Annotated in this window: 17 protein-coding genes and 1 riboswitch; of the genes, 16 read left to right on the top strand and 1 reads right to left on the bottom strand. The window is 53.2% G+C overall.

Going from position 1 to position 19,893, the window contains the following annotated elements; all coding sequences use genetic code 11:
* Window positions 1–73 precede the first annotated feature (73 nt).
* From NYE33_RS31730 to NYE33_RS31695, 8 genes are all read left to right on the top strand, one after another.
* Window positions 74–2,356, top strand: coding sequence for a glycoside hydrolase family 3 C-terminal domain-containing protein (locus NYE33_RS31730; RefSeq protein ID WP_341069286.1), 2,283 nt, complete (start codon window positions 74–76; stop codon window positions 2,354–2,356).
* Window positions 2,357–2,438: 82 nt separating this feature from the next.
* Window positions 2,439–2,551, top strand: a riboswitch (guanidine-I (ykkC/yxkD leader).
* 57 nt (window positions 2,552–2,608) lie between these two features.
* Window positions 2,609–2,974, top strand: a complete 366-nt coding sequence (locus NYE33_RS31725; RefSeq protein ID WP_341069284.1) for a DMT family transporter — start codon at window positions 2,609–2,611, stop codon at window positions 2,972–2,974.
* Between the two features lies 1 nt (window position 2,975).
* Window positions 2,976–3,290, top strand: coding sequence for a DMT family transporter (locus NYE33_RS31720; RefSeq protein ID WP_042134787.1), 315 nt, complete (start codon window positions 2,976–2,978; stop codon window positions 3,288–3,290).
* A 123-nt stretch (window positions 3,291–3,413) separates the two neighbouring features.
* Entirely contained in the window at window positions 3,414–4,277 is an 864-nt protein-coding gene (locus NYE33_RS31715; protein WP_341069282.1) for an aldo/keto reductase, read from the top strand.
* Window positions 4,278–5,069: 792 nt separating this feature from the next.
* On the top strand, window positions 5,070–6,512 hold the full coding sequence (locus tag NYE33_RS31710) for a PTS mannitol transporter subunit IICB (RefSeq protein ID WP_042134790.1): 1,443 nt from the start codon (window positions 5,070–5,072) through the stop codon (window positions 6,510–6,512).
* 202 nt (window positions 6,513–6,714) lie between these two features.
* The gene (locus NYE33_RS31705; RefSeq protein WP_042134792.1) at window positions 6,715–8,781 is read left to right on the top strand and encodes a BglG family transcription antiterminator; all 2,067 of its coding nucleotides are present in this window, start codon (window positions 6,715–6,717) and stop codon (window positions 8,779–8,781) included.
* 21 nt (window positions 8,782–8,802) lie between these two features.
* Window positions 8,803–9,237: a PTS sugar transporter subunit IIA gene (locus NYE33_RS31700; protein ID WP_039308269.1), complete on the top strand. Its 435-nt coding sequence runs from the start codon at window positions 8,803–8,805 to the stop codon at window positions 9,235–9,237.
* Window positions 9,237–10,382 (top strand): mannitol-1-phosphate 5-dehydrogenase, encoded by a 1,146-nt coding sequence (locus tag NYE33_RS31695; protein ID WP_336103750.1) that lies wholly within the window; start codon window positions 9,237–9,239, stop codon window positions 10,380–10,382. Before NYE33_RS31700 ends, NYE33_RS31695 begins: the two co-directional genes overlap by 1 nt.
* 158 nt (window positions 10,383–10,540) lie before the next feature.
* On the opposite strand, the gene NYE33_RS31690 is transcribed toward NYE33_RS31695, so the two are convergent.
* Entirely contained in the window at window positions 10,541–11,614 is a 1,074-nt protein-coding gene (locus NYE33_RS31690) for a M42 family metallopeptidase (protein WP_042134796.1), read from the bottom strand.
* Window positions 11,615–11,948: 334 nt separating this feature from the next.
* On the opposite strand from NYE33_RS31690, the gene NYE33_RS31685 reads away from it, so the two are divergent.
* The 8 genes from NYE33_RS31685 (at window position 11,949) to NYE33_RS31650 (ending at window position 19,883) form a co-directional block, all read left to right on the top strand.
* Window positions 11,949–12,119: a hypothetical protein gene (locus NYE33_RS31685; protein WP_156118565.1), complete on the top strand. Its 171-nt coding sequence runs from the start codon at window positions 11,949–11,951 to the stop codon at window positions 12,117–12,119.
* Between the two features lie 133 nt (window positions 12,120–12,252).
* The gene (gene spoVAC / locus NYE33_RS31680) at window positions 12,253–12,750 is read left to right on the top strand and encodes a stage V sporulation protein AC (protein WP_042134798.1); all 498 of its coding nucleotides are present in this window, start codon (window positions 12,253–12,255) and stop codon (window positions 12,748–12,750) included.
* Window positions 12,751–12,753: 3 nt separating this feature from the next.
* A complete protein-coding gene (gene spoVAD / locus NYE33_RS31675; RefSeq protein ID WP_042134800.1) occupies window positions 12,754–13,788 on the top strand; it encodes a stage V sporulation protein AD in 1,035 nt (344 codons plus the stop codon).
* The gene (spoVAE, locus tag NYE33_RS31670; protein ID WP_042134802.1) at window positions 13,785–14,135 is read left to right on the top strand and encodes a stage V sporulation protein AE; all 351 of its coding nucleotides are present in this window, start codon (window positions 13,785–13,787) and stop codon (window positions 14,133–14,135) included. Before spoVAD ends, spoVAE begins: the two co-directional genes overlap by 4 nt.
* Window position 14,136: 1 nt before the next feature.
* Window positions 14,137–14,373 carry a hypothetical protein gene (locus NYE33_RS31665; protein ID WP_042134804.1) on the top strand — a complete coding sequence of 79 codons (237 nt, stop codon included), beginning with the start codon at window positions 14,137–14,139 and terminating at the stop codon, window positions 14,371–14,373.
* A 1,067-nt stretch (window positions 14,374–15,440) separates the two neighbouring features.
* The gene (locus NYE33_RS31660) at window positions 15,441–16,397 is read left to right on the top strand and encodes an AAA family ATPase (RefSeq protein WP_042134806.1); all 957 of its coding nucleotides are present in this window, start codon (window positions 15,441–15,443) and stop codon (window positions 16,395–16,397) included.
* 1 nt (window position 16,398) lies between these two features.
* Complete coding sequence (locus tag NYE33_RS31655; protein WP_076242538.1) at window positions 16,399–17,649, top strand: DUF58 domain-containing protein; 1,251 nt, start codon at window positions 16,399–16,401, stop codon at window positions 17,647–17,649.
* Window positions 17,646–19,883: a transglutaminase-like domain-containing protein gene (locus tag NYE33_RS31650; RefSeq protein WP_076242539.1), complete on the top strand. Its 2,238-nt coding sequence runs from the start codon at window positions 17,646–17,648 to the stop codon at window positions 19,881–19,883. The genes NYE33_RS31655 and NYE33_RS31650 overlap by 4 nt, the downstream gene beginning before the upstream one ends.
* Window positions 19,884–19,893 lie beyond the last annotated feature (10 nt).

The raw sequence follows: 19,893 nt of genomic DNA, 5'->3' as shown, positions 1-19,893 counted from the left end.
TAAAATGCCATAAATTCCGGAACAAGTCGTTTAAAATAAAGAAAAGAAAACGCATTCTTAGGAGGGCTACATTATGGCAACGGCAACAGCGGCGGATATCCGGCAGCTTATTTCACAAATGACACTTGAAGAGAAAGCCGGACTTTGCTCCGGACATGATTTCTGGAATACCAAAGGCATTGAACGGCTGGGCATTCCTTCACTGATGGTAACGGACGGGCCTCATGGTCTCCGCAAGCAGCAGGGAAGTGCGGACCATCTGGGCCTGCATAACAGCGTACCGGCGACTTGTTTTCCGTCAGCAGCGGGTCTGGCTTCTTCCTGGGACCGTAAGCTGATTGCCCGGGTAGGCGAGGCATTGGGGGTTGAGTGTCAGGTCGAGAATGTCGCCGTTCTGCTCGGGCCGGGCAATAATATCAAACGTTCACCACTGAATGGCCGGAACTTTGAATATTTCTCGGAAGATCCTTATTTGGCTTCGGAGATGGCCGCGTATCATGTGAAGGGAGTGCAGAGCCAGGGTGTCGGCACTTCACTGAAGCATTTTGCCGCCAATAATCAGGAACACCGCCGGATGTCCGTGGATGCCGTTATTGATGAGCGGACCCTGCGCGAGATTTATCTGGCCAGCTTCGAAGGCACGGTGAAGCAGAGCCAGCCTTGGAGCGTTATGTGTTCCTATAACCAGGTGAACGGTGAGTATGCTTCAGAGAGCCACAAGCTGCTGACGCAAGTGCTTCGCGACGAGTGGGGCTTTGAAGGCTTTGTTGTGTCCGACTGGGGCGCGGTCAATGAGCGGGTGAAGGCGCTGCAGGCGGGTCTGGAGCTGGAAATGCCGTCAAGCGGAGGCATCGGCGACGCCAAGATCGTAGCTGCAGTGAACAACGGGGAGCTGTCCGTGGAGACTCTGGATCTTGCGGTAGAGCGGATGCTGGCCTTTATCTTCAAGAGTGCGGACAGCCGGGACGAAGAGGCAGTCTTCGATCAGGACAAACATCATGCGCTCGCACGTGAGGTGGCCCGGGAGAGCATGGTGCTGCTGAAGAATGAGGATGGCATTCTGCCCCTCGCGAAGAGCGGCACACTTGCAATCATCGGTGAATTCGCCAAGACACCGCGCTATCAGGGCGGCGGCAGCTCGCATGTGAATCCGACGAAGCTGGATGATGCTTTCATCGAGATGCAGGCGGTTGCTGGTGATGCGGCAAGCTTCCTCTACGCACAGGGGTATGAGCTGGCCAGCGATGAGGTTAATGAGGAGCTGCTGCAGGAAGCCCGGGATACAGCAAGGAAGACGGATGCTGCCGTGCTGTTCCTCGGATTGCCTGACCGCTATGAATCGGAAGGATATGACCGCAGCCATCTGTCGCTTCCGGCGAGCCATCTGGCGCTGATCCATGCTGTGGCTGAGGTTCAGAGTAACATTATCGTGGTGCTTAGCAACGGATCTCCTGTAGAAATGCCTTGGCTGCCGCAGACGAAGGCCGTGCTGGAAGGATATCTCGGGGGGCAGGCTTTTGGCGGCGCGGTGGCCGATCTGCTCTTTGGTGAAGTAAGCCCAAGCGGCAAGCTGGCGGAGACGTTCCCGCAGAAGCTGAGCGACAATCCTTCATTCCTGAACTTCCCCGGGGAAGGCGATACTGTGGAGTATAAGGAAGGTTTGTTTGTAGGCTACCGCTATTATGATAAAAAAGAAATTGAGCCGCTGTTCCCGTTCGGCTTCGGACTCAGCTATACAGAATTCGAGTACAGCAATTTGTCGCTGGATCAGACCAGCATCAGGGATACGGACACCGTACAGGTTTCGGTCACTGTTAAGAACACCGGCAGCAGAACAGGTAAAGAAACCGTGCAGCTCTATGTCAGCGATGTAGAGAGCAGCGTAATCCGTCCGCTGCAGGAGCTGAAGGGCTTCGACAAGATTGAACTGCAGCCGGGGGAAGAGCGCGAGGTAACCTTTACACTGGATAAGCGCTCCTTTGCCTATTACAATGTGAAGCTGGCCGACTGGCATGTGGAGAGCGGAGTGTTCACTATCGCCGTAGGCTCATCCTCACGGGATATCCGCCTCACCGCAGAGCTGGAGGTAGTATCGACGACGAAACTGGCCGTAAGGTTCCACCGTAACTCTACGGTTGGTGATCTGCTGGCGAATCCGCTCACTGAGGGCAAAGCCAAGAATTACGGCAGTATCTTCGGGATGGAAGAAGCGATGGGAGATAATCCCGAAATGTTCCTGGCCATGATGAAATACATGCCGCTGCGCGCGCTGATCGGCTTCGGCCAGGGAAAATATACCGAAGCCGATCTGGCTGAGGATTTGCGTGAATTGAACGTGTTGGCCGGACAGGAGTAAGACGCAGCAGCGGTGCCGGAAGAATATAGGGGTTGCTTTTCGCAGCGCAATTTGCTAACATACGATGTAACTTAATAATGCTTTATTTGTTCTCTAGGGTTCCGCAGCTGTTGTGCGATACTGGTCTGGTCCGAGGGAGAACGCACGGAGTGTACCATGGCCGTGTATACACGGAGGGATAAAAGCCCGGGAGGTATCGTCATACGACGATAACCTTCCGGGCTTATTTTATTTTCAGGAGGCAGAAGAGAAATGAGCAAAAATAACAACAGCAAGTCATGGGCAATGATTGCAGGTGCCGCCTGCTTTGAAGTGGTATGGGTAATCGGGCTGAAGCACGCTGTGGCCCCCTGGGAATGGGCGATAACGATAGTAGCAATATTGGTCAGCTTCTACGCCCTCATATGGGCCAGCGGCAGGCTGCCGGTCGGTACAGTCTACGCTGTATTTGTCGGGCTCGGGACTGCGGGAACCGTTCTGGCCGGAGGAATCCTGTTCGGTGAGCCGCTGCGTCCGCTGAAGCTGATATTGGTACTGGTGCTGCTGGCCGGAGTCGTCGGTCTGAAGCTGGCCACGCCTGCGGATGGGCCGGATAAGCAAGCAAAGGAGCTGAATTAATATGGCATGGGTAATGTTGATTGCTGCCGGGTTATGTGAAATGTTCGGGGTGGCCATGATTGGTAAGCTGCATAAGAACCGCAACTGGCAGTCTGCAGGCCTGCTTGTGCTCGGTTTTGGTGCAAGCTTCCTGCTGCTTTCACTGGCGATGGAGAGCCTGCCGATGGGGATAGCTTACGCAATCTGGACAGGGATTGGCGCGTCTGGAGCGGCGATTATGGGTATGGTGTTCTATGGTGAGGCCCGCGATCCGCGGCGCATTTTCTGCATTGTGCTGATTCTTGGAGCTGTAGCCGGGCTAAAGCTGATCGGCTGATTTCGCTGCCTCTGCTGAAAGTTTATGATTTGGACACTTGCCGGATGTTTCGGGAAGGTTAATATGGTAAGTATAGTAAGTAGCAAGCCACACCATTCATCCTATAAGGAGACTTCCATTATTATGAGCAAACCTGTATCTGATACTATCCTTATGCCGGACGGAGCTGTGCTGCCCAGACTGGGCCAGGGAACCTGGACCATGGGCGAGCATGCAGCAAACCGGGCTGAAGAAATTGCTGCATTGCGCCACGGTGTTGAGCTGGGAATGAATCTGATTGATACCGCTGAAATGTATGGAGACGGCCGTTCCGAGGAGCTTGTCGGTGAAGCGGTGCAGGGAATCCGTGACAAGGTGTTCCTGGTCTCCAAGGTCTATCCGCATAATGCTGCAGGAGCCGCACTAATCCGCAGCTGTGAAGCAAGCCTGAAGCGGCTGGGCACCGATCATCTGGATCTGTACCTGCTTCACTGGCGGGGGACTCTTCCGCTTGAGGAGACTGTAGAGGGAATGGAGGCTCTGGTCGCTTCCGGCAAAATCGCGCGCTGGGGCGTCTCCAATTTCGATACGCCCGACATGCAGGAGCTGCTGCGTATTCCCGGCGGCAATCACTGCGCAGTGAACCAGGTGCTCTACCATCTCGGCTCCAGAGGCATTGAGCATGAGCTGCTGCCATGGCTGAGCGGACACAAGATTCCGGTAATGGCGTATTCTCCGCTGGCCCAGGCGGGAACGCTGAGAAAAGGATTGACGGAGAATGAAACCGTGCAGAGGATTGCCCGGGACCATGAAGCGACTCCGCTGCAGATTCTGCTCGCCTGGAGCATCCGTGAAGCAGAGGTGATGGCGATTCCCAAGGCGGGCACCCGCCAGCATGTGGAAGAGAATGCAGCCGCCGGCAAGCTTGTGCTTACGTCGGATGAGCTTTGGCAGCTGGACGATGCTTTTCCGCAGCCGTCATGGAAGGTTCCGCTGGATATGATTTGAGAACGAGAACTAAGTATGATACGCATGACAAACATCACAAGACAAGGCTGTCCTCATAAAGGAGGCAGTTTTTTTGTTGTTTGGAAATCATGATATTCTGCGAGGGTAAACGGGCCGAATGTATGCGAAAAACCGAATACAATGCGCTACTGCAAGCGTAACCGGACCAAATGTATGTGAAAAACCGAACAAAATGAGCTACTGCGAGGGTAACCGGGCAAATGTATGCGAAAAACCGAATACAATGTGCTGCTGCGAGGGTAAACGGGCCAAATGTATGCAAAAAATCGAATACAATGAGCCGCTGCGAGGGTAACCGGGCAAATGTATGCGAAAAACCGAACACAATGAGCTACTGCGAGAATAACCGGGCCAAATGTATGCGAAAAACCGAATACAATTTGCATCCCTAGAAGAAATGAGGAGCATAAGTAGCAACTGGCAATCCAGCAACTTTGTGCGGTTATTTTGTGCGGCGAGGCTGGCGGATATGATAAATAACGGTATTCGGGTGCATCCTAAAAGGGGAATGCGGCGGACAGAAGGTTTTGTCAACAGAGCGGAGTATCCTTATTAACAGGCCAGCAATAGGTCATTCGGAGTAGTGAAAACACCATACTTAAGCCCCTTGGCAGGAACTCTTAAATGATGTCAACAACATTCATGACGAAACCGTGTTTTCAATTTGGTGACAAAGAAAGCGCTTTGATTTACGATGTGTTCATAGGAGATAACCTTTCACAAAGAAGTAAACGAAGGGGTCTCATTCAATTAATTAGGGGGGCATTTTAAATGGCCACAACGGCAACTCAGCAAACTTCATCCGGTGGTGCGCGGGTAAAAGTCCAGCAATTCGGACGCATGCTCAGCGGTATGGTTATGCCGAATATCGGCGCATTCATCGCATGGGGGTTAATTACAGCATTATTTATTCCAACCGGCTGGTATCCAAATGAAAGCCTAGCAGCTCTGGTTGATCCAATGATCAAATATTTGCTTCCGCTGCTGATCGGATATACCGGCGGTCAGATGGTTCACGGCAAACGCGGCGGTGTTATCGGGGCAGTAGTTACAATGGGGGTTATTGTCGGATCCTCTATTCCGATGTTCCTTGGAGCTATGCTGGTCGGTCCGCTGGCTGGCTGGGTATTGAAGCAATTTGACAAAGCGGTTGACGGCAAAATCAAAGCCGGCTTCGAAATGCTCGTTAATAACTTCTCACTTGGTATTATCGGTGGCCTACTATCCGTTGGAGCACTTAAAGGTATTGGACCTCTGGTTGAAGGCTTGACCAACATATTGTCCAATGGTGTTGAGTTCCTGGTAAATCATAATCTGCTGCCGCTCATCAATATTATCATTGAGCCAGCCAAAGTATTGTTCCTGAACAATGCGATCAACCATGGTGTACTTGGACCAATCGCGCTTGAACAATCACAACGGGTAGGTAAATCTATTCTATTCATGCTTGAATCGAACCCTGGTCCAGGTCTTGGTATCCTGCTTGCTTACTGGCTGGTTGGTAAAGGCTCTGCTAAATCTTCCGCACCGGGCGCAATCATCATTCACTTCCTGGGCGGTATTCATGAAATCTACTTCCCTTACATCCTGATGAACCCGCGTCTGATCCTTGCCGTTATCGGTGGCGGTGTATCCGGTACATTCACCTTCCAGATGCTGGGTGCAGGTCTTGTAGCTTCTCCTTCTCCAGGCAGTATCTTTGCATACTTCGCGATGACACCTAAGGGCGGATATCTTCCAATGCTGGCCGGGGTTATCGTTGCAACCGTCGTGTCCTTCGCTCTTGCAGCCCTGTTGTTGAAGACTGTTAAGAAGAACGACGAAGAAGAAATGGATATTGAGGAAGCAGCAGCCAAGGTGAAAGACATGAAATCTGCCGGAACTGCAGCTCAAACTGCGGCAACTGCAACTACTGTAGCTGCTAATGTACGCACTAAAGCCAATGTGAACAAAATCGTCTTCGCTTGTGACGCAGGGATGGGTTCCAGTGCGATGGGCGCTTCCGTCCTGCGCAAGAAACTGCAAAGCGCAGGGGTTAACATTACGGTTGTGAACTCTGCTGTCAGTGAAATTCCTGCGGATGCCGACATCGTAGTTACGCAGAAGACACTTACTGACCGTGCCATTGCCGTGAATCCAAACGCTGAGCACATCTCGATCGACAACTTCCTGAAGAGCCCGAAATATGATGAGCTCGTGGAACGTTTGAAGTAAGACGCAGAAGTGTAAGATAAATTAATAAGCATAATGTCAAATAAGGAGACGCTGGCCGCCAAAGCCAGCGTTTGTCCCCAAATATAAGAAAGTATATGTTCCACTATACTTTACCTTATATTTCTTGCTGAAACGGATGCCGTCCCTTAGAGGACGGCATAGCCGTTTCTACTTGGTGTAGGGCGGAGGGTGTTCGCGGAATATGAGGAAAATTACCGCCAGACAGCGCCAGATTATATGGCTTCTGCTCGGAGTCAGCGGAGAAATTACGGCTGCTGAAATCGCTGAGGCTACCGGTGTGAGTGTAAGAACCGTTCACCGGGAGATGGAGGACATAGAGTCTGCGCTGAAGAATTTTGGTGTGAATCTGATCAAAAAATCGGGAAAAGGCATACAATTGAACGGCCCGGAGGCCGGTCTTGCGGAGCTGCGCCTGTTTTTGCGGGAAGAGAAGCCGGCGGAATATTCTGGAGAAGACCGCAAGGTGTATGAGCTCTGCGCCCTGCTGGAGGCGGAAGAGCCGGTGAAGCTGTTCACGCTCGCGCATTCACTTAAGGTAACAGTCGCTTCTGTAAGTTACGATCTGGATGAACTGGAGCAATGGGTCCGTAAATTCGGCCTGGAGCTGGTCCGCAGAAGAGGCTACGGCGTTGAAATCACCGGCAGTGAGATCGATAAGCGCCGGGCGATTGGCCGGCTGGCCGCCGAGCATCTGGATCTGTCTGATCTGGTTGGCCATGGCTCCCAGACCGAGAGCAACCCGGTCTTCCGTGTTCTGTTGTCTACGGTAGGGAAATCCAATCTCATGGAGGTAGAGAATACCCTGTGGGATATGGAATGGAAATGGACCGCTGAGCTTCCGGAAATTGTCTACATGGAAATGCTGCTGGGTCTAGCCGTGACGACCAGGCGGATTGAAATTGGCCGGAGCATTGACAGCGGTGAAGAAGCGGGGTATTCCAGAATGTCTGATCACCGCAACATTGCCGGGTCCGAGAACTTTGTCCAGCAGCTCGGAGCGGCGCTTGGGATGGAAATTCCTCGGGCAGAGGTCTTGTATATCGCTGGATTATTCGACCGGGTGCAGGATTCATTCTCTTCTGCCGGCTTTGCCTACGGCGATATTGAGTTAATGGAGATCGTCTACAAGCTGACGGAGAGTGTGGTCAAACGGACAGGGCTTCCTTTCCAGAGTGACCGTTCCCTGCGCGAAGGATTGCTGGAGCATATCGATCCCGCCCTGAAGCGGATTCGGGAAGGCACACGCATCCGCAATCCGCTGCTTGGGCCGATCCGCCGGGATTATGAGTATCTGTTCAACATCGTCCGTGCCTCCGTAGAGGATATGCAGCTTGAGCTTGAAATTCCGGATGAAGAAATCGGATTTCTGGTGATGCATTTCGGGGCTTCCGTCGAGCGGCTTAATCAGCTAAGGCGTAATGTCAGAGCCATTCTGGTCTGTGCCAGCGGACTCAGCTCCTCCCGTCTGCTGGCTACCCGGCTGACCAAAGAAATGCCGCAGATTGAGATTCTCGGCAATATTTCCTGGTATGAAGCCGCACGGCTGCCGGATGTGGACTACGACCTGATTATATCTACCATTGATCTGCCGATTGATAAGGAACGTTATATCAAAATCAGCCCCCTGCTCACAGGGGAAGAGATAGAGAAACTGCTGAATTATATTCAGAATACAACGCTGCGTGAGCGGGAATCAGGCCCATTAGGTGAGCAGGACCGGACTATGCGGGATGAGGCTTCACTGGAGCGGCTGAAGAGCTACAAGGGGATTCTTGATGAAATGGTCAGCCTGCTGGAGCGGTTCCGGTTCCATCCCATTGACAACAAGGATATGGATTTGTCTGCAACACTGGTGGAAATGCTGGCACTGCTGAATGGAAGCGGCGTAATTGGGGATGCGGACATTGTGCTGGAGCGCCTGCTGGAGCGGGAGCGGATGACCAGTCAGGTAATACCGGACACGGGGCTGGCGCTTTTCCACACCCGGAGCAGCCATATTCATCTGTCATCGCTTACGTTGTACCGGCTGCGCCAGCCTGTGATTCTGGAGGGAGACACTGAGGTTAGAGTGATTCTGCTTATGCTGGCTCCGCGCAGACTGTCCAAGGAGAGTCTGGAGGTGCTCAGCGAGATCAGCGCTTTGCTGCTTAATTCCGAACTGGTACAGTTGCTGGAGGAGCGTACGGAGCCTGAGATCCGGGGATATTTGTCCTCGGAGCTGCTTCATTTTTTCCAAAATAAAATTTAATTTGAAAGTGAGAGAAACCATATGAGTATACTGTCAGAAAATAAAGTAATTATGCACGGTGCCGCTAAAGATAAATACGAAGCGATCACTATGGCGGGTAAGCTGCTTGTCGATGCAGGACACGTAACGGAAGAATATATTCCCAAGATGCTGGAGCGCGAGGAAGTGGTGTCCACCTACATGGGCGGAGGGCTGGCGATTCCCCACGGTACCAAGGAAGCACGGCCGTTCATCAAATCCACAGGACTGTCTGTAATCCGTTTTCCGGACGGTGTGGATTTCGGCGGGGATGAGCCGGCATTCATAGTGATCGGTATTGCTGCCGCAGGCGACGGGCATATGGAGGTCCTGACCAACGTGGCGATGATTTTCACAGAAGATGATGCCATTGAGCGCGTAATGAATGCTCCAACGGCTGCTGATGTGATCGCGATCTTCGAAGGAGGCATGGAATAATGAAGGCTGTCCATTTCGGAGCGGGCAATATCGGCAGAGGTTTCATCGGACTGCTGCTGTCGCAGGCAGGGTATGAAGTAACTTTCGTGGATGTAAATGAGGCGTTTGTATCCCAGCTTCAGGAGCGCGGCGAGTATCCGGTAACGCTGGCCAGCGATGGTCAGGAAACGGTAGTCGTCAAAAATGTAACTGCACTCAGCAGCGTAACTCACGGTGAAGAAGTTGCCGCAGCCATTGCTGAAGCCGATCTGGTTACCACAGCTGTCGGCGTGTCGATTCTGAAGCATATTGCGGGGGTTCTGGCTGATGGCATCAGCAGACGGGTAGCGGTCTCTTCCGCACCGCTGCATGTGATTGCCTGCGAGAACGCGATTGGCGGCAGTGCCCAGCTCAAAGAGCTGGTGTATGCCAAGCTTGATGAAGCAGCCCGCGCCAAAGCGGACGCTTCTGTTGCCTTCCCGAACGCAGCTGTGGACCGGATTGTTCCATTGCAGCAGCATGAGGATATTCTGAAGGTAGTCGTAGAGCCATTCTATGAGTGGGTCGTAGATTCCTCCCAGATGATTCCGGGCTATACACCGGTTGAAGGTGTGCATTACGTGGATAACCTGGAGCCTTATATCGAGCGTAAATTGTTCACCGTGAATACCGGACACTGCTCCGCAGCGTATCTTGGCTTCCTGCGCGGGTACGAAACCATCCAGCAGGCTATGGCAGATGAAGCTTTGACTGCACAGGTCCGTGAAGTGCTGGAAGAAACCGGCGCAGTGCTGATCCAGAAGCATGGCTTCGATCAGGCAGAACACAGCAAGTATATCGACAAAATCCTTGAGCGCTTCCGCAACCCGGCGCTGACCGATGAAGTGTCCCGTGTAGGCCGTTCGCCGCTGCGCAAGCTGTCGCCGAATGACCGTCTGGTGTCACCGGCTCTCCAGGCTTATGACAGAGGACTCAGTTATGCTGCCCTGACCCGCTCTATGGCCGGCGCATTGCTGTTCAATGTCAGCGATGACCCGGAAGCAGTGGAACTGCAGGCAGCGATTGCCGAGCTAGGCGCAGAAGCTGCTCTGGCGAAGTATACCGGCATTGCTGCTGACCATCCGGTTCATAAGTCCGCGATGGAGCAATATGCGAAGCTGAAATAAATCAATAGAAGTACAGCCGCAGGGGCAACCTATCCCTGCGGCTTTTTGCGCTTCCGGTGCGTATAATCACGGCATAACAAATACGGCGCCCCCTTTGTAAGAGAGGCACCGTAGTAAGTAAGGCTGGCATAACCATACCCGCCGAATTAAAGCACTGCTTAGCTGTTTTCAAGAATCGTCTGCAGTGTAGTGCGGTCCAGGCCTTCAACCAGCTTGACCAGCAGCTCCTTGGCTGCTGCATAATCATCGCTATGAATAATGGAAGTAGCCGTATGGATATAGCGTGAACAGATTCCTATAACCGCCGAAGGAATGCCGATCCCGCTGACATGCACCTGACCGGCGTCCGTTCCCCCCTGGGAGACGAAATACTGGTATTTAATCCGGTGAGTGTCCGCCGTATCCTGAACGTATTCAATCAGCCCGCGGTGGGTAATCATCGTAGGATCGAAGATGCGCAGCAGCGCGCCTTGTCCCAGGTGGCCGAAGGCCTGACGGTCGCCGGTCATATCGGCAGCAGCACTGGCATCCAGGCCGAAGAAAATATCCGGCTGAAGCAGATTGGCCGCGGTCCGCGCACCGCGCAGTCCGACTTCTTCCTGGACGGTGGCGCCGGAATAGACGGTATTCGGTAATTTTTTGCCATGTAATTCCTTCATTAATTCAATCGCCAGACCTACGCCATAGCGGTTGTCCCAGGCTTTGGCCATAATCTTCTTCGGATTGGCCAGCGGGGTGAACGGACAGACCGGCACAATCTGCTGCCCCGGGGCAACGCCGAAGCTCTGAGCTTCCTCGCGGCTGTCCGCTCCGATATCTATGTACATTTTGCCGATATCGCCGGTCTTGCCCCGCTCTTCGGCGCTCAGCAGGTGGATCGGTGTGCTGCCGACAACGCCATTCAATGTACCCTTTGGGGTAACAATCTGCAGCCGCTGCGAAGCCACAGCCGAAGCAAGCCATCCGCCCAGCGGCGTGAACCGGATCATTCCGTTGTCCGTGATGCCGGTAACCATGAATCCCACTTCATCCAAATGTCCGGCGACCATGATCTTGGGGCCGTTCGCCTCACCGCGCAGTACGCCGAACAGGCTGCCCAGGCGGTCCTGCACGAATTCATCGGTGTAAGGCATCATCGCCTCTTTGACGTAAGCGCGTAATTCACGCTCGAAGCCGGGGGCTGAAGGAAATTCAGTCAATGTTTTGAACAAGTCGAGTGTTTCTGGATTCATACACATATCGCTCCTTTTTACACTTATATAGGATGAACTTAAGTTATCGATAAAAGATAAAAATTTATATGCTCCGCGCATAAATTATCCTTATCTTTCTCGCTGAAACGGTACCTTCCTAAAAAGGACGGCAAGGCCGTTTCCACTTGTCAGGATCAGGTGTTATTGCAGTTCCTTCTCGCTTTTGGTTATTTTCTTTTGTTCATCTTACCCAGTATGAACATTGTTACGCCGATTGTCCATGGCAGGAGGGCATATGAACACAGTGACCCGGGAAGCGAATACTATGTTGTAAGGGCTCTGCAGGCAGGAGCCGGGAAAGGAAGCGAGGAGAATGTGGCTATCAGGAAGCGTAGCCGCAGCAGGCAATCGGGGAGTGCCCAGGAAGGTGCAGGCCCGCGGGCTGCACAAGCGGTACCCCCGCCGGTACCGGCGGGACAATGAAGCTGTGCTGATACTGGTGCTGTTTATGCTGCTGATTGTTGTGCTGCTTTATTTTTCCTGAGCTTAAGGGGACATAACGGGGCCGCCTATAGTGAACAATAAGGAAAAACATTGTATTGAAGCACAACCCGGAGGGACGGGAAATGCGTATCCCGCTGCCCGCTCCCTTTCGTATCCTACAGGAGGTGTCTAAATTGCCGGCGAAAACAAAGAAATCAGGCGTCAAGCTGCGGCTTGATACTTTGACCCCGCAGGATTATCAGGAATTGGCCAAGCCTTATGTGCCATCCCGTCCTGTATTCAAGAATTGTATGCGAGCCTTCCTATCCGGCGGCTTGATCTGTGTGCTTGGACAAGGCATCCAGGAAGCATTCATGGCAATATTCGATATGACTTCCCGCGAAGCAGCCAGTCCAACAGTTGCTATTCTGATTCTGCTCTCGGTCATTCTCACCAGCTTCGGTGTATATGACAAGCTTGCCCAGTGGTGCGGTGCGGGTTCAGCGGTGCCCGTCACAGGTTTCGCCAACAGTATGTGCTCCGCTGCTCTTGAACACCGGGCTGAAGGGCTCGTACTCGGCGTTGGCGGCAATATGTTCAAGCTGGCCGGATCAGTCATTGTGTTCGGTGTGGTTGCCGCATTTGTTGTAGGTGTAGTGTATGCCGTTATGGGCTGGGGAGGTGCACATTAAACGATGAAGCAGCTCGGCAGTCAGACCTGGGAATTTACCAACCGTCCGGTCATTCTAGGCTCTTCCGCAGTAGTAGGTCCGGAGGAGGGAGAGGGCCCGCTTGCTTCAAGCTTTGATTTTATCTACGACTCACTGGAAATGGGCGAGAAGACATGGGAGAAGGCAGAGCGCGCATTGTTCGAAAAAGCTTCCAAGCTCGCGCTCATGAACGCGAATCTGGAGCAGGAGAAGCTGGAGTTTTTTGTCGGCGGTGATCTAATGAACCAGATCATCAGCAGCTCCTTCGCCGCGCGGAAGCTTGGCGTGCCTTATCTTGGCGTCTTCGGCGCCTGCTCCACTTCCATGGAGAGTCTGGCTATCGCCTCCATGATTGTCGACTCCGGCGGCGGCAAGTACGCACTGGCAGGCACATCAAGCCATAACTGTACGGTGGAGAAACAATTCCGTTATCCTACAGAATACGGCTCCCAGAAGCCCCCAACCGCCCAATATACCGTTACAGGCTCAGGTTGTGCAGTAATTGGTGTTAATGATGGTACTGTAAAGGGCCCTCTTGTGGTATCAGCGACGCTTGGGCGTATTATGGACCTTGGCCTGAAGGACCCGTTCAATATGGGAACCGCCATGGCACCGGCTGCTGCTGATACCATTACAGCACATTTCAGGGATACGGGATTGTCGCCCGGCCATTACGATCTTATCGTGACGGGGGACCTTGCTTCCGTTGGTCTGCCGATTGCCAAAGATCTGCTGGCCAAAGAGGGCATTCCCATGGAGCAGACAGTCTTTAACGACTGTGGTCTTATGATCTATGACCTGGACAAGCAGAAATATGTCATTGCCGGAGGAAGCGGCTGCGGCTGTTCTGCGGTAGTGACCTACGGGCACATTCTGAGCCGGTTGAAAAAAGGTGAATTGAAACGGGTACTGATTGTGGCGACCGGAGCACTGCTATCACCTTTGTCTTATCAGCAAGGGGAGAGTATTCCGTGCGTAGCCCATGCGGTAGCCCTGGAGAGCGGAGGTGAAGGAGCATGATTTATTTGTGGGCTTTTCTGGTCGGGGGAGCCATTTGCGTTATCGGGCAGCTGATGTTCGATGTGCTCAAGCTGACGCCCGCCCATACCATGAGTACGCTGGTCGTACTCGGTGCGGTGGCCGATGCGTTCGGGATTTATGATCCGCTGGTGAAGTTCGCCGGTGCGGGGGCGAGCGTCCCCATTACCAGCTTCGGGAATTCCCTGGTCCATGGCGCGCTGACAGAGCTGGAGCGGGACGGATGGGTCGGGGTAGTCACCGGGATCTTCGACGTAACCAGTGCGGGGATATCCTCCGCGATTGTTTTCTCATTCCTGGCGGCGCTTGTTGTCCGGCCGAAGGGCTAGGGTGAACGGAAATGGTTTTGGGATGAGGATAAGTGAGAATAGGAAGGCCGCCTTTGGCGGTCTTTTTACTTTGGCATTAGCCTGTAAACCTGAACAAAGTCAACTGATTTTAAAGATAGTAACTATAAATTTGCGGTATGCGATTGCGGTGGAGAGTGGGTGGAATAAGGGAAGGGAGAGAGTCGCTTTGATATTCCGGGAAGTAGAGGTACCTTTGAGAGAAATTGAGATAGGCTAAGTGTTGGTATGTGAGGTGTAAGTACGTCTGACTGTGAGCTTGAGGTATAGGCTAGATGCTGGAATGTGAGGTAGAGGTAACTTTGAATTGGATTCAATAGGCTATTAGAGAAAATGAGGTGCCGCTGAAAGGGCTGGAAGTGGGCTGAGTGCGAGAATGAGAAGTGCTAATGAAAGGGCTGGAAGTTAGCTGAGTGCGAGAATGAGAAGTGCTAATGAAAGGGTATGAAGTGAGCTTAGCGTGCAAAAGTGGATATAGCAGTAACTCTGGACCGGCAGGTTAGCGGAGCGCTAAGAAGAACCGACAGAAATCTTTCACAAATTACAACAATTCAGAGATCAAATCTGCCGAAACGCAAAAATCTTGCAGGAAATACAACAATCCAGGGTTCTGAGCGGTCAAACCGACAGAAATCTTACAAAAAGTACAACAATACCCGATTTGACCCGCCCAGCCGCCGGAAATCCTGCAAAAAGTACAACAATTCCTGATCTGATACGCCCACCCCCAGCCCGGCCAAACACACCAGCCACAAGCTCGAATAAACACATCAGCTCACCAAACACACTAACCACAAGCTCGAATAAACACATCAGCTTACCCAATCACTAACCACAAGGTTCGAATAAACACATCAACTCACCGACGTACCCGCCCCTCAACGCCCCAGCTCCCCCCGCCAGTTATCTACATACTCCTGCCACTGGACGAAGTGTAGCTTCCTACGAATTGATCCATAACGGCGATAAAAGCAAATGAAAGCCACACAAGCAAATAAATGATACATAAATGATAGATTAGCGCTTAATCAGCAGTGATGGCTCCCCATAGCGCGATTTATTAGCGCCCGCCCCTGCTACTGGGAGTCTCAACAAGAAGACGCACCTAGGCATGGCGAAGTGGTGTTGCAGGCGGTGCATTATTTTGCTGCGCCCCATAAGTGTTTCTTTTTGACAAATCTCGTAAGCCGCTCTATAATTTCACGGCCCCTAACATGTACTTTCACTACTCGAATCATGTAAAATGTATATATTACTGCTTATTCTGACATAGGAGGTTTACCATATATGCCCGTACGTCAAGAATCTACGCAAATTATGAACGCTGTCCGTACTAATCTGGAATCCTGTATACTCGGTAAAAGCTTCGAAATCGAACTGCTGCTCACGGCACTCCTTGCCGGCGGACATGTCCTGATTGAGGATGTTCCGGGGACTGGCAAAACGCAGCTGATCCGGGCGCTATCCCGTTCCATGTCTGGTGAATACCGCCGGATTCAGTGCAATCCCGATATTCTTCCAAGTGATATTACCGGTGTATCTGTCTATCATCCGCGCGATGAAATGTTTCACTTCCGCCCGGGGCCGGTCATGACCAATATTCTGCTTGCCGATGAGATTAACCGGGCGACCACGAAGACCCAGTCCGCACTGCTTGAGGTCATGGAGGAGCGCAATGTGACGGTTGACGGGGAGACCTATCCTCTGCCGCATCCGTTCATGCTCTGCGCAACACAGAATCCTATAGACTTCGAAGGCACCTATACCCTTCCCGAGGCCCAGCTGGACCGCTTCATGCTGCGGATCAGCCTGGGTTATCCCGATGCCGAGACGGAGAAGAATCTGCTGATTACCCATCAGCAGGGCCAACCGGTGGACAAGCTGATTCCGGTCACCGGAATGGACACCATTGCCGCCATCCAGGAGGAGATCCGCGATATTTATATCAGCGATCCGGTCCTGAACTATCTGCTGGATGTAGTCCGGCAGACGCGGGAGCACCCGCTTGTACTCCTTGGCGCAAGCCCCCGGGCATCCTTGTCGTTCATGATGGCATGCAAGGCTTATGCTTTCCTGCAAGGCCGCGATTATGTTCTGCCTGACGATGTGAAGACCCTTACACCTTATGCGCTGGGACACCGCATTCTGCTGCGGCCGGAATCACGCCTTGATAATGTCAGCGTGGATTCCCTGCTGCAGAAGCTGCTGCAGAGCATTCATGTGCCTGTAACCATGAGGCAATAAGATGAGGAGCATCCTAGCGGGAGCGGCCGCTGTCATTCAGCCAAGGAAGTTCATGGGCGTGCTTGCGATCTGGGTCATCACACTGCTCTATGTGCTGTTTCAGGGCGGCAAAACCTCGTTCATGCTGTTCATTATGGTATCGGTTCTAATCCTGTATCTAATCATTGGGGGACTGGGCGGCGTCCGGCGGGCCAAAGGCACCCGCAGCCTCTACTCGGAGCAGGACAAGCCTGATCTGCTCTACGCAGGCGGTTATCTGCGGGTGAAGCTGAATGTTAACATTCCGGGTTTTCTGCCTTTGCCTTATGTGGTGGTGCGGGAAATTCTGAAGCGCCATAACGGGGAATCCTGGGTGTTCGAGGAGAGTCTGGTCCCCAGCCTGAGAGGGCGGGGAGAGCTGCTGTTCCAGACACCGGTGCTGGAGCGGGGCTGCTACACCTTCGAGAGCACGGATATCCTCAGTGAGGATATCTTCGGACTGATGGAGCACAAAGGCACATTCAAGGCCGAAGGACGGTTCCGCGTGCTGCCCCGGGCAGTCGTAGTGCCGCGCTGGCAGCTGTATGAGCGGAGAGCGCGCCTGTCCGGGCCTCAAGCCTCGCTGCTCCAGTCCCGGCGCGAGACCACGCAAATCAACGGTGTCCGTGATTATGTCTACGGAGACCGGCTGACACGGATACACTGGAATGCTACCGCGAAGACAGGGGCCTGGAAGTCGAAGGAATTCGAGCATGAATCGGTCCCCCGGACCATTCTGGTGCTCGATGGCAGTGCAGGTGCATATTACAGCTCAGGACAGTTCGAGCTGGCGGTTTCGATTGCGGCGTCACTGCTCGGGTTCGGCATACGCGAGCGAATCGGGATCGGCCTGTGCTGCCTGGATAAGGATACGAAGGTGTTCAGTCCGGCAGAAGGCAGTGCCGAGCGGCAGAAGATGATCCAGTATCTGATTGATATCAATGCGGAGGGCCGGGGGCCGCTGATTACAAGGCTGGACAAGGCTCAGCGGATGTTCCCCAAAGGCGCATACTTTGTGCTGATCAGCCCGCAGAGCGGCAAGCCGGTGCTGGATACCCTGCGCTGGGCAGACAGCCGGGGGCTGACCCCTTCGCATATTCATGTCCGCAATCCTGCCGCGAAGAACCGGGGGGAAGAATGGGCGGAGGTTCTCAAATCACGCGGGATCACCAGCTATAATGTCAGCTCGCTTCATGAGCTCCCTGCGGTACTTGGAGGTGATCCTATACGATGAAGCATTGGATGAACGGAGTCAAATCCTCATGGCATCACGCTTTGACACTGCTCTGGCTGATGATCATCGCCTTACAGTGGATTTCCTACACTGAGCCCTTCTGGCTGGAGGAGACCACAGCCGCTGTATTGCTGACTCTTGTTGCAGTAGCCTTAATTGAAATTATTATACCTGTTAAATGGATTTACCGCCTCATGCTTGAAGGTGCGGCGATAGTGTATCTCGTGTATCGTATTCTTCTGCATTACGGGGAATATGTTCCGAATCCCTGGCTGCCCACACTTCGTGAACGGCTGCCGGATATCATCACACATATGAATCCGTACATCTGGTTTGCGCTGGGTGCCTGGGCGCTGATGCTGCTCTCATCCTGGTGGGTGAATGGCAAGGCGCGGATTCTCATGTTCATCGGGATGAATATTACGGCGTTCGCCGCGCTGGACTCTTTTACAACATCTGTATTATGGCAGGAAGTAGCCTGGACCGTGTTTGCCGGAATGGGCTGGCTGGTCACCAGGCATTTAAGAAGCTTCCAACTGCATTATCCGCGGGGCTGGACCTATCTGCTCCAATATCCTTTCAAAGTAGCCCTTAATATAGCGATCATCTTCTCACTTGTCATTATTGCCGGAGTAAATATGCCGGATGTACGCCCTACACTGACTGACCCTTATACGGTCTGGCAGGAGTGGAGCGGAAATACACCTTCCTCCGGAACTTCCGCCGGCGGCAGCGGTGAAAGTTCAAGCGGTGAAGGAACGGGAGGAGCAACCACCTCCGGCTACAGTCTGAATGATGATAATCTTGGCGGCGGCTTTAACTTTGATTATTCGCCCGTAATGACTGTGACCTCCGATTTGCGCACCTATATGCGCGGAGAGATCCGGAGTACGTATTCCGGAAAAGGCTGGAGTGACGATGATACATTCAGCCGGGGAACCTTCAGGACAGTCCAGGTAGGAGAGCCGCTGGAGCCTGTTGCGGCCCCTAAGACAGAGACCCGGACACTGACGCAGACGGTTAAGCTGCTGGGCGGCAACAACTATCCTGTGCTCTTCGGCGGCTACTCGATTGTAAAAGTGAATTCTGTGGATGGAGTGGCGGAGAGCAACGGGCTGTCATGGCGGGGTGAAGACAGCGAGCTGCTGTGGAACGCGGCGGGCAGTGCACGCTCTTACCCGCAGACCTATGTGGTGACCTCGGAGGTGCCAGTGGTACCGTTTCAGGAGCTGAGCACACAGACTTATGAACAGCTGTACGGAGATCTTGTTCTTGACCCGTATCTCCAGCTGCCGGGTAACTTCCCGGAGCGGGTCCGTGCGCTCGCGGAGGAGATTACTGCCGGAGCACAGACGCCGTACGAGAAGGTCATGCTGCTGCAGCAATATCTGCAGCAAACCTTCCCGTACACGAATCAGCCGGATGTCTCACGCGCAAGAAGCAAGGATATGGTTGAGAGCTTCCTGTTTGAGATTATGGAAGGCTACTGCGATTATTATTCCACTGCACTCGTCACAATGGTGCGTTCCCTGGATATCCCGGCCCGCTGGGTCAAGGGCTATGCGCCCGGGGAACAGGCAGAAATCCCGGATAATCTGGCGCTTCAGCAAGGCGGTCTGGTGAATAATAACTATACGATCACGAACGCAGATGCCCACTCCTGGGCAGAGATTTATTTCGGTGACTATGGTTGGGTTCCGGTGGAAGCCACGCCCGGCTTCAATGTTCCGGTGCTGACCCAGACGGAGGAAGACAGCGTAGCAGAACCAGAAGTGCAGGAGGAAGAGCAAGCGGAGCCTGAACAGGAAGCGGCAAATACGGCCGCCGGAAGTGAAGGATTCCATCCTGGTGTTTGGGTAGTAACAGGAGCGGCGGTTGTTCTTCTGCTCTGGAGCGGCTTCCTGCTCTGGCAGCGGCGCATGAGTCTGCGGTTCCTGATCACGCGTCTGCGCATCGGCCATCAGCTGACTCCGGTACAAAAAGTTGTGGCAGAAACGCAGCGCTGGGTAAGGTATGTCCGAAGTAAGGGTATGCTGAAGAAAGAGCATGAAACTTTGCGCGAATCTGTGGAACGCTGGAGCCTTGAACGGCCTGCGGCGGCGGCAAATCTGTCCACACTCCTGGGCATGTTCGAGCGGGCGAATTACAGCCCTGAGGTTATTGAAGACAAAGACTGGCACAGCGTGTATACTGAAGCTTTGCGGCTGCGAAAAAGCATGAAATCCGGCAAGTAATGCTCCAGTA

The sequence above is a fragment of the Paenibacillus sp. FSL R10-2199 genome (assembly GCF_038000235.1).
Classification (GTDB): domain Bacteria; phylum Bacillota; class Bacilli; order Paenibacillales; family Paenibacillaceae; genus Paenibacillus_AQ; species Paenibacillus_AQ phytohabitans.
Note: the sequence above shows the minus strand (reverse complement) of the source record. Positions and strands in the feature narration are given on the sequence as shown.

Bases quoted from the DNA above. Each gene is read 5' to 3' on its own strand.
- NYE33_RS31730 (WP_341069286.1), top strand. From the start codon at position 74: ATGGCAACGGCAACAGCGGCGGATATCCGGCAGCTTATTTCACAAATG.
- NYE33_RS31700 (WP_039308269.1), top strand. From the start codon at position 8,803: ATGAGTATACTGTCAGAAAATAAAGTAATTATGCACGGTGCCGCTAAA.
- NYE33_RS31720 (WP_042134787.1), top strand. From the start codon at position 2,976: ATGGCATGGGTAATGTTGATTGCTGCCGGGTTATGTGAAATGTTCGGG.
- NYE33_RS31690 (WP_042134796.1), bottom strand. From the start codon at position 11,614: ATGAATCCAGAAACACTCGACTTGTTCAAAACATTGACTGAATTTCCT.
- spoVAD (WP_042134800.1), top strand. From the start codon at position 12,754: ATGAAGCAGCTCGGCAGTCAGACCTGGGAATTTACCAACCGTCCGGTC.
- NYE33_RS31705 (WP_042134792.1), top strand. From the start codon at position 6,715: ATGAGGAAAATTACCGCCAGACAGCGCCAGATTATATGGCTTCTGCTC.
- NYE33_RS31715 (WP_341069282.1), top strand. From the start codon at position 3,414: ATGAGCAAACCTGTATCTGATACTATCCTTATGCCGGACGGAGCTGTG.
- NYE33_RS31660 (WP_042134806.1), top strand. From the start codon at position 15,441: ATGCCCGTACGTCAAGAATCTACGCAAATTATGAACGCTGTCCGTACT.
- spoVAE (WP_042134802.1), top strand. From the start codon at position 13,785: ATGATTTATTTGTGGGCTTTTCTGGTCGGGGGAGCCATTTGCGTTATC.
- NYE33_RS31650 (WP_076242539.1), top strand. From the start codon at position 17,646: ATGAAGCATTGGATGAACGGAGTCAAATCCTCATGGCATCACGCTTTG.
- NYE33_RS31685 (WP_156118565.1), top strand. From the start codon at position 11,949: ATGTGGCTATCAGGAAGCGTAGCCGCAGCAGGCAATCGGGGAGTGCCC.
- NYE33_RS31655 (WP_076242538.1), top strand. From the start codon at position 16,399: ATGAGGAGCATCCTAGCGGGAGCGGCCGCTGTCATTCAGCCAAGGAAG.
- NYE33_RS31725 (WP_341069284.1), top strand. From the start codon at position 2,609: ATGAGCAAAAATAACAACAGCAAGTCATGGGCAATGATTGCAGGTGCC.
- NYE33_RS31710 (WP_042134790.1), top strand. From the start codon at position 5,070: ATGGCCACAACGGCAACTCAGCAAACTTCATCCGGTGGTGCGCGGGTA.
- NYE33_RS31695 (WP_336103750.1), top strand. From the start codon at position 9,237: ATGAAGGCTGTCCATTTCGGAGCGGGCAATATCGGCAGAGGTTTCATC.